Annotated in this window: 12 protein-coding genes; 3 read left to right on the plus strand and 9 right to left on the minus strand. The window is 74.0% G+C overall.

The features are described 5' to 3' along the window. Positions 1-7 precede the first annotated feature (7 nt). From ACIQD7_RS02065 to ACIQD7_RS02090, 6 genes are all read right to left on the minus strand, one after another. Positions 8-412, minus strand: a complete 405-nt coding sequence (locus ACIQD7_RS02065; RefSeq protein ID WP_402438619.1) for a hypothetical protein — start codon at positions 410-412, stop codon at positions 8-10. A 128-nt stretch (positions 413-540) separates the two neighbouring features. Continuing rightward, positions 541-2178 (minus strand): ABC-F family ATP-binding cassette domain-containing protein, encoded by a 1638-nt coding sequence (locus ACIQD7_RS02070; protein WP_402438621.1) that lies wholly within the window; start codon positions 2176-2178, stop codon positions 541-543. A 66-nt stretch (positions 2179-2244) separates the two neighbouring features. After that, positions 2245-2742 (minus strand): hypothetical protein, encoded by a 498-nt coding sequence (locus tag ACIQD7_RS02075; RefSeq protein WP_402438623.1) that lies wholly within the window; start codon positions 2740-2742, stop codon positions 2245-2247. 277 nt (positions 2743-3019) lie between these two features. Then, entirely contained in the window at positions 3020-3322 is a 303-nt protein-coding gene (locus ACIQD7_RS02080) for a hypothetical protein (protein ID WP_390756114.1), read from the minus strand. 118 nt (positions 3323-3440) lie between these two features. Beyond that, positions 3441-4754 carry a M14 family metallocarboxypeptidase gene (locus tag ACIQD7_RS02085; RefSeq protein ID WP_402438625.1) on the minus strand — a complete coding sequence of 438 codons (1314 nt, stop codon included), beginning with the start codon at positions 4752-4754 and terminating at the stop codon, positions 3441-3443. After that, positions 4751-6775 (minus strand): Xaa-Pro dipeptidyl-peptidase, encoded by a 2025-nt coding sequence (locus ACIQD7_RS02090; RefSeq protein ID WP_402438627.1) that lies wholly within the window; start codon positions 6773-6775, stop codon positions 4751-4753. The genes ACIQD7_RS02085 and ACIQD7_RS02090 overlap by 4 nt, the downstream gene beginning before the upstream one ends. 225 nt (positions 6776-7000) lie before the next feature. Here ACIQD7_RS02090 and ACIQD7_RS02095 point away from each other — a divergent pair, with 225 nt between their 5' ends. Next, on the plus strand, positions 7001-8614 hold the full coding sequence (locus ACIQD7_RS02095; protein WP_402438629.1) for a M1 family metallopeptidase: 1614 nt from the start codon (positions 7001-7003) through the stop codon (positions 8612-8614). Positions 8615-8644: 30 nt separating this feature from the next. Here ACIQD7_RS02095 and ACIQD7_RS02100 read toward each other — a convergent pair whose 3' ends face one another. Both ACIQD7_RS02100 and ACIQD7_RS02105 read right to left on the minus strand, forming a co-directional pair. Further along, the gene (locus tag ACIQD7_RS02100) at positions 8645-9508 is read right to left on the minus strand and encodes an oxygenase MpaB family protein (protein WP_402438631.1); all 864 of its coding nucleotides are present in this window, start codon (positions 9506-9508) and stop codon (positions 8645-8647) included. Between the two features lie 97 nt (positions 9509-9605). Continuing rightward, the gene (locus ACIQD7_RS02105) at positions 9606-10091 is read right to left on the minus strand and encodes a hypothetical protein (RefSeq protein ID WP_121829760.1); all 486 of its coding nucleotides are present in this window, start codon (positions 10089-10091) and stop codon (positions 9606-9608) included. 125 nt (positions 10092-10216) lie between these two features. Between ACIQD7_RS02105 and sph the strand changes: the two genes are divergently transcribed. Next, a complete protein-coding gene (sph, locus tag ACIQD7_RS02110; protein WP_402438634.1) occupies positions 10217-11242 on the plus strand; it encodes a sphingomyelin phosphodiesterase in 1026 nt (341 codons plus the stop codon). A 22-nt stretch (positions 11243-11264) separates the two neighbouring features. Here sph and ACIQD7_RS02115 read toward each other — a convergent pair whose 3' ends face one another. Beyond that, positions 11265-11756, minus strand: coding sequence for a hypothetical protein (locus tag ACIQD7_RS02115; RefSeq protein ID WP_391052761.1), 492 nt, complete (start codon positions 11754-11756; stop codon positions 11265-11267). 294 nt (positions 11757-12050) lie between these two features. On the opposite strand from ACIQD7_RS02115, the gene ACIQD7_RS02120 reads away from it, so the two are divergent. Then, positions 12051-12788 (plus strand): MerR family transcriptional regulator, encoded by a 738-nt coding sequence (locus ACIQD7_RS02120; RefSeq protein ID WP_402438636.1) that lies wholly within the window; start codon positions 12051-12053, stop codon positions 12786-12788. Positions 12789-12790 lie beyond the last annotated feature (2 nt).

Below are 12790 nucleotides of genomic sequence, written 5' to 3' on the forward strand. Positions count from 1 at the left end.
GACTGCGTCACGGCAGGAAGCGCAGGGCCCAGTCGGCGCGGTGGGCGACGGTGAGGTCGTCGTCCTCCGTCAGGGGCCGCAGCAGGTCCTCGGCCTTCTTCGGGTCCGCCTGGACCAGGTCGACGATCTCGGCGGCCAGGCCGTCCTGGTCGTCGCCGAGGTCGACGGAGGAGGCCCGCACCAGGACCGGGAGGCTGCCGGTGCCGCCGACGCCCGCGACGACGCCGCCGAGCAGCTCGCGGGCGTAGCCGTTGCGGTCCTCGACCGCCCGGCCGAGCTCGGCCTCCAGGCGCGGCAGCAGCTCCGGGCCGCCCGTCGCCGCGATCTCGTCCGCGAGGTCGATGGTCGCGTCGACGTCCGCGTCGAGGTCGTCCAGCATCGCGAGGAGCCGGGTGATGCCGTCGTCGGTCATGGGGTGCCTCCTGAAGGGTGCCGTCCGCGGGGGCCGGAACCGGCCGCGCCCCGCGGAGAGCCGTCGTGCGTACAGTTCACGGCCCGGGTCGCGCCCGTGCAAGACGGGCGGCCCGGGCCGGGGGTGTCTCAGACTTCGGTGACCTTGCCGTCCGCGACCCGGACACGGCGGGTGGTGCGGACCGCGTCGAGCATCTGCCGGTCGTGGGTGACGAGCAGCAGCGTGCCGGTGTACGAATCGAGCGCGGACTCCAGCTGCTCGATCGCCGGGAGGTCCAGGTGGTTGGTCGGCTCGTCCAGGACCAGCAGGTTCACGCCCCGGCCCTGGAGCAGCGCGAGCGCGGCCCGGGTCCGCTCGCCCGGCGAGAGGGTGGTGGCGGGCCGCAGCACGTGGACGGCCTTCAGGCCGAACTTGGCGAGCAGGGTCCGGACCTCGGCGGGCTCGGTGTCGGGCACGGCCGCGCAGAACGCCTCCAGGAGGGTCTCCGTGCCGTGGAACAGCTTGCGGGCCTGGTCGACCTCGCCGACGACGACGCCCGAGCCGAGCGAGGCGTCGCCGGAGTCCAGCGGGAGACGGCCGAGGAGGGCGGCGAGCAGCGTCGACTTCCCGGCGCCGTTGGCGCCCGTGACGGCGACCCGGTCGGCCCAGTCGATCTGGAGGGTGACGGGGCCGAAGGAGAAGTCCCCGCGCCGCACCTCGGCCTCGCGCAGGGTCGCGACGACCGAGCCGGAGCGCGGGGCGGCGGCGATCTCCATCCGCAGCTCCCACTCCTTGCGGGGCTCCTCGACGACGTCGAGGCGCTCGATCATGCGCTGGGTCTGCCGGGCCTTCGCGGCCTGCTTCTCGCTGGCCTCGCTGCGGGCGTTGCGGCCGAGCTTGTCGCCGTCGGTGGCCTTGCGGCGGGCGTTCCGTACGCCCTTGTCCATCCAGGACCGCTGCATGTGGCCGCGTGCCTCCAGGGCCGCCTTCCGGCCGGCGTACTCCTCGAACTCCTCGCGCGCGTGGCGGCGGGCGGTGTCCCGCTCCTCCAGGTAGGCCTCGTAACCGCCGCCGTACAGGGTGATCTGCTGCTGGGCGAGGTCGAGTTCGAGGACCTTGGTGACGGTGCGGGTGAGGAACTCGCGGTCGTGGCTGACCACGACCGTCCCGGCGCGCAGCCCCTTCACGAAGGCCTCCAGGCGCTCCAGCCCTTCGAGGTCCAGGTCGTTGGTGGGCTCGTCGAGCAGGAAGACGTCGTAGCGGGAGAGGAGCAGGGAGGCGAGGCCCGCGCGGGCGGCCTGGCCGCCGGAGAGGGAGGTCATCGGCTGGTCGAGGCCGACGGTGAGCCCGAGGGAGCCGGCGACCTCCTCGGCGCGCTCGTCGAGGTCGGCGCCCCCGAGGTTCAGCCAGCGCTCCAGGCTGACGGCGTACGCGTCGTCGGCGCCGGGGGTGCCGTCGACCAGGCCCTGGGTGGCCTCGTCCATCGCGGTCTGGGCGGCGGCGACGCCGGTGCGCCGGGCGAGGAACGCGCGGACGGTCTCGCCCTCGCGCCGCTCGGGCTCCTGGGGCAGGTGGCCGACGGAGGCGGTGGGCGGGGAGAGCCGCAGCTCGCCCTCCTCCGGGGCGTCGAGCCCGGCGAGCAGCCGCAGCAGGGTCGACTTGCCGGCGCCGTTGACGCCGACGAGGCCGATGACGTCGCCGGGGGCGACGACGAGGTCGAGCTGGGCGAAGAGGGTGCGCTCGCCGTGGCCGGCGGCGAGGTCCTTGGCGACGAGGGTTGCAGTCATCAGAGGACGCATCCTAGGCGACGGGAGGACCCGCCGAGGGGGCCGGGGCGCCGGTGGCCGTCCCGGTCAGCCGCGGGCGGCGCCCACCGGGACGGGGGCGGCCGCGCCCTCCCGGGGGCCGTCGAGGAGCCGGAGGAGGACGGCGCGATAGGCGGGGCCGTGGAAGCGGTACGGGCCGGTGCCGGGGTAGCCGTCGCGCGCCGGGTCGACGGCGGGGCCGGTCCACCAGGCGAAGTCGCGCCAGACGACGTCGTCGCCGTCACGCTCGACGACGGCCGTGACGGCTCCGCAGCCGGGGTCGTCGCAGTCGGGGCAGGAGTGGAGCACGTACCGGCCGCCGGAGAGGCCGTGACCGTCGGTGTCGGCGCCCGGGGCCGCTTCGAGGAGGCGGCGGACGTGGGCGGCCCGGAGGACGGGCGGGAGGTCCGACGCCAGGGGGGAGACCGTGTCCGCGCCGTCGGTCTCGTCGAGCCGGTGGAGCAGCGGCCTGCCGTCGACCAGGAGGTCGGTGGGGGCGGCGGGGGTCGCGGGAGTGAGGTCGAGGCTGGTGTACGCGGACGGCATGGTCCGAGTATTTCCACGCGGACCGGCCCGTTCCATGGCTGATCCGTCCTGGAAATGTCCCGATCCGGGTACGGCGGTCGGCTCCTGCGAACGGTTGGTTCGGTTCGGTTCGGTTCGGCGGAGGGCCGGTCCCGTGGACGGCGATCCCGTGGGCAGCCGGTCTCGTGGACGGCTGCCGCTGGAGCCGACCCGTCTCGGCCCGGCCGGGCCCGGAAACGGCCGCGGGCGGTTGCCGTCCTTTCGGATGGCAACCGCCCCGACCGCCCCGTGCGAGGGGTTACTTGCCGAACGGCGGGCGGCTGGTGTTGTCCGCGTCGGCGCACTGGCGGGCGCGCTTCTCCAGGGCCTCGGCCTTGGCGATGGCCTTGTTGGCCTCCTTCGTGGCGCCGAGGTTCCGGAGCTTGGCGGCGCGGTCGCGCTCCTTGCGGGCGTCGGACTTCAGCTTGCCGATGTTGCAGGTGATGGCGCCGGCGGCCGCGGGCTCGGCGGTCGCCGTCTGGCCGACCAGCACACCGCCGGCCAGCAGCGTGGTGGCGAGGAGGGCCGGCAGGACGCGGCGCGCGGTCTTGAGGGGACGCATGGTGATTCTCCAACTTCCGGGTCAGGACGACCCGTTCGAGGCATGGTCAGTACCAGTCGGTAACTTTACCTCGGCAAACGTGGGAATCACGCCACGGGCCCCCGGCCCCACAGGGCCGTCAACACTCCTCCACAGGACTCCCACTGACGAGGTGGTAGGCGGCCCGCCCGTCGAGCAGCAGGGGGACGAGCGCGCGCTGCGACTGCCGCAGCGGCACGAACGCCCCCGCCCCCTCGCGCCGTACGGCGACGCCGTGCAGGGCGAGTTCGTCACCGACCCCTCCGTACTGCGCGGCGTCCAGGCGGTAGCCGCACGGCGGGTCGGCGAGGATCTCCTCCGGCTCCGGCGGGTCGTTGTCGGCGCCGCCGAGGAAGACCGGGCCCCGGTCGGCGAAGCCCGCGAGCCGGGCGCGGGCGGTGGCCGCCGCCAGGGGACCGCGCCGCTCGTCGAGGTAGGCGAACATCCCCTTCAGGGCGGCGTGCTGGGTGGCGACCCGGCGCCGGTGGTTGCGGGCCGGGTCGTCCTTCTCCGCCCGGTCGAGCGCGTCCACCCGGGTCTCGACGAGCAGCCCGGCCGCGTGCTTGATCCCGGCCGTGTTGCGCAGGATCCGCTCCTGGCCGTCGCCCGCGACCTGCCGGACGGGCTCGCCGGTGATCGGGTCGGTCCAGATGCCGTAGATCCCGGTGCTGTGTCCGGCGCGCCGGGCGGCGGGGCGGACGTACTCCTCCGAGAGCGTCCGGGACTCGTCGTGGACGTGCGGGTCGGCGTCGAGGCTGCGCGGCCAGAGCGCGAGCAGGTCCTTCTCGTAGTACCGGGGGGTGGCGCCGTACTCGTGCAGGTCGTAGACGAGCTGGGGCCGTCGGTCTCGGATCAGGCCGGCGATCGCCCGTGCCTCGGCGGTCCGCAGGGCGAGGTGGTCGCGGTTGACGTCGATGCCGTCGGCGTTGCCCCGGGTGTCGGCCTCGCGGCCGTCGGGATTCGCGGTCGGGACGACCAGGAGGGTGGTGCGGTCGAGGAGGCGCCGGGTCTCCGGGTCCCGGGCGAACGCGAGGTCGCGCACCGTGCTGAGACAGGCCTCGCGGCCGGCCGGCTCGTCGCCGTGCTGGCTGCACACGAGGAGCACGGTGGTGGCGGCCCGGGGCGCGCCGAGGGTGACGAGCCGGAGCGGGCGGCCCTGCGCGGTGGTGCCGATCTCGCGCAGCGCCACCCGGTCGCCCGCCCGGTCGACGGCCGCGAGGAAGTCCCGCTCCTCGGTCTCGGTGGTCCACCGGGCGCCCCGGCTCGTCTCGAAGCCGGTGCGCGGCGGCGGCTGCGCGGGGGCGCTGCCTGCCGTCTCTGCGGGGACGGCGACGAGCGGCAGGGCGAGGGCGGCGGCGCCCGCCACGAGGGCGAGCGCGCGCCGTGAACTCCGCCGTGCGGTACGGGTGCTCATCGGGCGGCTCCCGCTCCGGGCAGGCGCGGACCGGCGACGGCGGCCGGCGGTGCGGAGAGGGCGGGCGGGAGGAGGGACGGCGGTGCGGAGAGGGTCGGGGCCGGTCCCCTCGTGGCCCGGGCGAAGGCGCCCGCGCCGCCGACCAGCGGCAGCTCCGCCCGGGTGCGGGCGAGGTCCAGGGTGAGGGTCGGGGTGGTCGACGGCGGGTCGAGCAGGTCCCGGTCGGTGCCGCCGACGATCAGGGCGAGCCGGTGGCCGGCCGGGACGACGTGGTCGGCGGCGGCGAGGTCCAGGGTGAGGGTGTACGCCCTGCCGGGGGTCAGCGGGCGCCCCTTCCGGGGGTCGGCCCAGGTGCCGAGGTCGGCCCAGCCCCGGCTGACGACCGTGTGCGGGACGTCGGCGGTGCGGGCCTCGGTCTCCTTGAAGCAGGCGCTGTCGCCGGGGGTGCTCGCGCCCCAGCAGGTGCGGTGGGCGAGGGTGGTGATGCCCTCCCCCGCCGCCGCGTAGTCGCGGATGGTGGCGGGGCCGAGGTCGACGAGGACGGCGGAGAGGTGGGCGGTGGCGGTGGTCGGGGTGGCGGTGACCGTCACCCGGGAGGAGCCGGCGATCCGCAGGTCTCGGGAGAGGGGGCGGGTGACGAACCCGGCCTTCTCGGGGGTCGCGGTGTCGATCCGGGCCGCCCAGTCCAGTTCGCCGAGGGACGGGTCGTCGGTGAAGGTGGCGGTGGAGCCGGGGGCGGCGGGGGCGCGACCGAGGACGCCGGGTCCGGCGGCGGCGCCGGGGGCGGTGCGCAGGGTGGTGGTCGCGGTGCCGCGCGGCGGCCAGTGCCGGTCGGTGGTCCAGCGGTCCGGGGCGCGCTCGACGTCGGCGACGGGCTCGCGGTCGATGCCGTTGTCGTAGCCGAGGAGGTAGTGGTCGAACCAGCGGTGCAGGGTGCGGACCCAGTCGGCGCGCCGGAAGTCGAAGGGGTCGACGTGGCCGGTCTGGGAGAGCCAGACCTTCCGCTCGACGCCGTGGGCGGCGAGGGCGTCCCACCACTTGCCGAACTGCCCGGCCCGGACGTTGAGATCCTGCTGTCCGTGCACGGCGAAGACGCTGGCCTTCACCTTGTGGGCGTCCTTGACGTGGTCGCGCTCGCTCCAGGCGGCGGTCCAGTCGCCGCTGTAGGGGGTGGCGGCGGTGATCCGGTCCTGGACGGCGCCGCAGCGGGCCCGCGCGTCGGGGCTGTTGACGTAGTCGGAGAGCCAGCTCGGGTTGGCGTCGTAGAGCGGGGCGCCCTGGGAGTGGAAGTAGTCGTACCAGGAGGAGATCGCTCCGATGGGGACGATCGTTTTCAGCCCTTCGACGCCGGTGGCGGCCACGCCGTTGGCGACGGTGCCGTCCCAGCTCTTGCCGATCATGCCGACGTTCCCGGTGCTCCAGCCGGTGGCGCGGGCCGGGGCCGTGCCGGTGCGGGTGGTGTAGCCGCGGGCGCGGCCGTTGAGCCAGTCGACGACGGCCTTGGCGGAGCGCACGTCGGAGCGTCCGCCGACGTCGTCGCAGCCGTCGGAGCGGTTGGTCCCGGCGAGGTCCACGGCGACGAAGGCGTAGCCGCGCGGGACGAAGTAGTTGTCGTAGTACAGGGGGAACTGAACGGGCCTGCCGTCGGCGTCGTAGGTCTTCTTCTGGCCCTCGTTGCCGCGCCCGCAGCAGGCGTAGTACGGGCTGGCGTCCATGATCACCGGGATTCTGCGCCCGGCCGCGGCGGGCTCCCGGGGGCGGACGACGTCGACGGCGACCCGGTCCGCGCGCCCGTCCCCGTCGCCGTCGAGTCCGGTGTCGACCCAGACGGACTCGCGGACGGCGTCGGCGTACGAGTGGACGGGGCGCGACTCGCGCACGGACCCGGCCGGGGGCGCGGCGGGGTCCGTCCGGGCGCCGGCCGGGGTGACGAGGGTCGCGAGCAGCGCGGCCGTGGCCGCCGCCACGAGGGTTCCGTACGGCGCTCGGGCTCCGCGGGTGATCCGCTTTCGCATCGGCATGGGCGGGAACGTACCCCGGTCAACTCCCGTGCAAAAGAGCGCCGGAGGGAATCAGGGGTGATTCGGGGTGATCCCGGAGCCGGATGGGTTCATGTCGGCCGAATGGCGATCGTGTGACAGGAGGTCCTCTGGACGTGACGGTCCGTCGGGGCCCTGAATAAGGTCGAAAGCAAGGACCGACGACCACCCGCGCGTCTTACGTTTCTTATGACTTGGGGAGCACCTGTGCACCGCAGAATCATCGTTCCGAGCGCCCTCGCGGCCTCCCTGATGCTGGCGATCCCGGCGTCGGCGGCCGATTTCACCCCTGGGGCCCCGGGCATCGGCGACTCCTACTACCCCGCCAGCGGCAACGGCGGCTACGACGTCTCGCACTACGACCTGCGCCTGAAGTACGAGCCCGCCACGGACCTCCTGGAGGGCACGGCGACGATCGTCGCCACCACCAAGCAGAACCTGTCCCGGTTCAACCTCGACCTCGGTCTGAAGGTCAGCGAGGTCCGGGTGAACGGCCGGGTCGCGAAGTTCGCCGCTTCGGGCGACCACGAGCTGGAGGTCACCCCGGCCGTCCCGCTGGAGAAGAACAAGGAGATCTCGGTGGTCGTCCGCTACGCGGGCAAGCCCTCCGAGTTCAAGGTCGACGGCTGGTCGGCCTGGGCCCGCACCCCGGACGGCGGTGTCGCCGCGCAGGAGCCGGACTCGGCCGCGTGGTGGTTCCCGTCCAACGACCACCCGCTGGACAAGGCCACCTTCGACGTCTCGGTCTCGGTGCCGGCCGGTCACCAGGCCATCAGCAACGGCGTGCTCCAGTCGCAGTCCACGGCGCTGGGCCGGACCCGTTTCAACTGGCGCTCCGACAAGCCGCAGGCGACCTATCTGGCCACGCTCGCCGTCGGGAAGTTCGACATCACGACGGACCGGACGGCGAACGGGCTGCCCGTCCTCAACGCGTACAGCAAGGACCTGGGCGCCAACGCCGGTGCGGCGCGCGCCTCGATCGAGCGCACGGCCGAGGTGACGGAGTGGCTGGAGACGGTCTTCGGGCCGTACCCCTTCAACGCGCTCGGCGGTTACGTGCCCAACGTGACCAGCGGCTTCGCCCTGGAGACGCAGACCCGGCCGTTCTACAGCCCGCGGCAGTTCGCCAACGGCGCGAACGTGTCGGTGGTCGTCCACGAGCTGGCGCACCAGTGGTACGGCGACAGCGTGTCCGTCCGGGACTGGAAGGACATCTGGATCAACGAGGGCTTCGCCCGCTACAGCCAGTGGCTGTGGTCGGAGAAGGAGGGCGAGGGCACGACGCAGGAGCTGGCGGACTACGTGTACGCCCTGCGGGGTGCCGAGGACCCGTTCTGGACGGTGAAGCCGGGTGATCCGGGTCCGGAGAACCAGTTCCACGGCGCCGTCTACGACCGGGGCGCGCTGGCGCTCCAGGCGCTGCGCAACAGGATCGGGGACGAGGCCTTCTTCGCGATCCTGAAGGGCTGGCCGAAGCAGTTCGCGTACGGCAACGCGCGGGTGGCCGACTTCGTGCGGTACGCGGAGCGGGTATCCGGCAAGCCGCTGGCCGAGCTGTTCGACACCTGGCTGTACCAGCCGTCGAAGCCGTCCGCCTCGACGGCGGACGCGGCCGGCGTGTCCGCCCCGACGGCCGCGGAGGCCAGGGCGCGGGCCGGGGAGAAGCTCGGGGCGAAGGCCAGGGCGGCGGCCACGGCGAAGGCGACGGCGACCGCGACGGCCGACGCGAAGCCCGCGCAGCCGAAGTCGTGGAAGAAGATCGCGGCGACGAACACGATCCACGACCACGAGCGCGGCCACGGGGGCCACGGCGGTCACTGAGCCGTGCGGTGAGCCCCGGGGGGCCGTCCGTCAGCGCTTCGCGCGGCGGGCGGCCCTCCGCGCTTCCCCGGCCAGCGGCAGGTAGCGCAGCCGCTCGGGCAGGACGGGGACCACGGCCCGCAGGACCCGGCAGAGCCGGCGCAGGGTCCGCTCCTGGGCGTCCGTCCACTCCAGGCCGATGGCCTCGCGGGCGTCCGGGGGCATGAAGCCCGCGGTGAGGAAGGCGCGCAGCCGCAGGAAGGGGCGGCGCAGGAGGGGCCAGAGGAGGCGGAGGGCGAGCCGGACCGGCCGCGGGCCCCGGTCGGGGGCGGGGACGGGCAGGTCGGTGTCGAGGAGCTCCCGGACGACGACGGTGGCCTCCAGCTCCTCGGCGAGGACCTTCCGGTAGTACGGCCAGAACTCCTCGATCGTCTGCGGCATGTCCCGGTCGTGGATGCCGAGGATGCGGCCGACCCGGAGCCACTCGGCGTACAGCTGCCGTTCCTGGGCCTCGGTGAGGGGGCGGAAGAGCAGGCGGAGGCCGTGCCGGTAGACGGGGAAGCCGGTGGCGTGCACCCAGGAGTAGTAGGCGGGGGTGAGGGCGTGGTAGCGGCGTCCGTGGGCGTCGGTGCCCCGGATCGTGCGGTGCAGCTCCCGGAGGCGGCGGCCCTCGCGGGCGGCCTCCTCGCCGCCGTAGATCCACAGCTGGACCGAGCGCAGCGAGCGTTCGCCGCGGCCCCAGGGGTCGGTGCGGAAGACGGAGTGGTCGTCGACTCCGGCGCCGATCGCGGGGTGGGCGACCTGCATGGTGAGGGCGGCGGGCAGCATGAGGAGCGCCCGGACGTCGCCGGCGACGCTCCACAGCACTCCGCCGGCGGGCGGCGGCGGGGGGGCGGCGGGCTTCACGCGTTCCACGGTGCTTCTCCTCCGTGTCGTTTCCAGGATGCACCCGCGAAGAGGGGCATGACGAAGGGGCCGTCGCCCGGGCGACGGCCCCTTCCGGGTGTGCGGGTCAGGCGCGGTCGGCGCCGACCGGCTCGCCGACGATGCGGGCGGCGAGGGCGTGGGCCCAGGCGTCGACGTCGGCGTTGAGCTCGCGCTCGGCGGCGGCGCGCTCGTCGGCGATCTTCGCGGTGCCGGCGGCGAGGATGGCGTCGCGCTCGGCGGAGCCCTCGGCGCGGGCGGCGGCGATGGCGGCGGAGCCCTCCTCGACGGCCTTGGAGCGGATGCGCGCGGCCTCGTGGCGGGCCTCGGCGAGCTCGGCCTCGTACTGCTCGCGGACGCGGGCGGCCTCGGCGCGCAGGTCGTCGGCGCGGTCGGTGCCGCCCTCGATGGCGTCCTCGCGCTGCTCGATCGTCCGCTTGATCTTCGGAAGGACGCCCTTCGCCAGGATGAGGAAGGTGATGCCGAACAACACCAGGCCGAGGATGAGCTCGGCCCAGACGGGGTTGAGCGGACCGAGGTCCATCTTGAAGATCTGCGAGTTCGCGAGGGTCATGCGCGCATTCTACCTGGATCAAATGGGTGCAAATACGGCACGGGAGTGAGAGTTGGCACGCTCGTGCGGGCCCGGCCAGATTCCCGGCACCCAGAGGCTACCGGAAGGTAACCACGGCTGATTGTATGTGCGGCGCCAGCCCAATCCCCCACGCCTCCCTGGGAGTTCACGTGTCGTTCGCCGCGCTCCGCCGCGCCCCCGGCGCCGCTCTTTCCCTCGCCCTCGCCGCCGCCACCCTGGCGGCGACGGCCCCGGCCGCCTCCGCCGCGCCCGCCGAGACCCCCCGGCTGAAGGTCCTCACCTACAACGCGTTCCTTTTTTCGAAGAGCCTCTACCCGAACTGGGGACAGGACCACCGGGCGAAGGCGATCCCGGCCGCCTCCTTCTTCCGGGGGCAGGACGTCGTGGTCCTCCAGGAGGCCTTCGACAACTCCGCCTCCGACGCCCTCAAGGCGAACGCCGCCGGGCAGTACCCGCACCAGACCCCGGTCGTGGGCCGGAGCAAGAGCGGATGGGACGCCACCGGCGGGTCCTACTCCGCGACCACGCCCGAGGACGGCGGCGTGACGATCCTCAGCACGTGGCCGATCGTCCGCAAGGAGCAGTACGTCTACAAGGACGCGTGCGGCGCCGACTGGTGGTCGAACAAGGGCTTCGCGTACGCCGTGCTCGACGTGAACGGCAGCCGGGTCCACGTCCTCGGCACCCACGCCCAGTCCACCGACCCGGGCTGTTCGGCGGGCGAGGCGGCGCAGATGCGCAGCCGCCAGTTCAAGGCGATCGACGCCTTCCTCGACGCCAAGAAGATCCCGGCGAACGAGCAGGTGATCGTCGCCGGCGACATGAACGTCGACTCGCACACGCCCGAGTACGGCACCATGCTCGCCGACGCGGGCCTGGTGGGGGCCGACGCCCGCACCGGCCACCCGTACTCCTTCGACACCGACCTGAACTCGATCGCCTCCGAGCGCTACCCGGACGACCCGCGCGAGGACCTCGACTACGTCCTTTTCCGCGCAGGGAACGCCCGTCCGGCCGGGTGGACCAACCACGTGGTCCTGGAGAAGAGCGCCCCGTGGACGGTGAGCAGCTGGGGCACGAGCTACACGTACACCAACCTTTCGGACCACTACCCGGTCACCGGCTTCTGACGACCGGGCCGGGGGCTCCGGCTCAGTAGCCGCGGCCCCCGAAGAGGCTGTAGAGCCAGGCGCCGAGCACCGCGGCGACGCAGAGCATGACGAACAGGGAGCCGGCGCTCGTGTGCCGCTCCTTCCGGGGACGACGGCCGGGGCGGGGGGCGCGAGCCTTCCGGCCCGGCTTCTCGCGCTTCCCGGCCCTTCCTCCCCGGTCCGGCACCGGCGCCGGCTCGGCCACCGCGGCGACGTCGGCGAGCAGACGACGGCAGACCGCCGCCAGCTCCGCCGTCCCGGCCGACAGGTCGACGACCACCTCCGTGCGCGCGGGCGCCGTCGTGCCCCCGTCCAGGATCCTTCCGGCCCGCAGCAGCGCCCGGTCCTTGCCCCCGGTCGGGGCCAGGCTGATCCAGCGGCGGACGTGCTCGCCCCGGATCACCACACCGCCGCCCCGCTCGCGATAGACGGTGTGCTCCCGCCACAGGATCCCGGCCAATTCCCCGGCCGTGTCCCTGAGTTCCGCGTACATCGAATCCCCCCTGCTCCCCTGTCCCCCGCTGCGACAGCGGCCGACTCTAACCCCCGGGCCCGGCCCCCGCGCCGCCGCCCCGGCCCGGCGCCCCTTACGCGCCGAAGTCGTACGTCGTGACCGGTATCCCCCGGTCGCGGCGTCCCCGGCGGCGGACGGCCGCCCCTCGATGACGATCACGCTACGGGTCGCCACCGACAACCGCGCCGGTCTTTTACACGGCTGGTGAGACAGCAATACTGTTCCAGCGGTCCGGACACGCGGGCCGACGGCTGGGGAAACGAGGCGGCTCGGATGGACGTCGGGAGTGACGTGGAGCGGGGACCGAGCTACACCGTCGACGAGCTGGCCGCACGGGCCGGGGTGACGGTGCGGACCGTGCGGTTCTACGGGACCCGTGGGCTCCTTCCGCCGCCCGTCATCGGGGCCCGGCGGGTGGGGCACTACGGGCCGGAGCACCTCTCCCGGCTCGCGCTCATCGAGGAGCTCCAGCGGCAGGGCATGACGCTCGCCGCGATCGAACGGTACCTGGAGCAGCTGCCGCCCGACCTCAGCGCCCGCGACCTGGCGGTCCACCGGGCCCTGGTGGCCTCCTGGGCGCCCGAGTCCGCCGAGTCGATCACCCGGCGCGAGCTGGAGCGGCGGGCCGGGCGGGCGCTGACCGAGCGGGACGTCGACCGGCTCGCCGCGATGGGGGTCCTGGACCGGACCGACGACGCCGACACGTACCGGCTCGACGGGTCGCTGCTGCGGCTCGGCGTGGAGATGCTGGACGTGCCCATCGAGCACGAGACGATCCTCGCCTCCCGGACCGTGCTCCTGGAGCACGCGCGGGCCGCCGCCGAGGAGCTGGCCCGGCTCTTCCGGGAGGAGGTGTGGAACCCGTACCGGGAGAGCGGCGAGGACCCGGACCACCTGAAAGCGATGAGGTCGCTCTCGGCCCACATGCAGCCGATGGTGATCCAGGCCCTCGTCACGGCCTTCCAGCGCTCGCTGAGCGAGGAGCTGAGGACGGCGTTCCGCACTCCGTGACC

The organism is Streptomyces sp. NPDC093071 (assembly GCF_044754545.1).
In the GTDB taxonomy this organism is placed as follows: Bacteria; Actinomycetota; Actinomycetes; order Streptomycetales; family Streptomycetaceae; genus Streptomyces.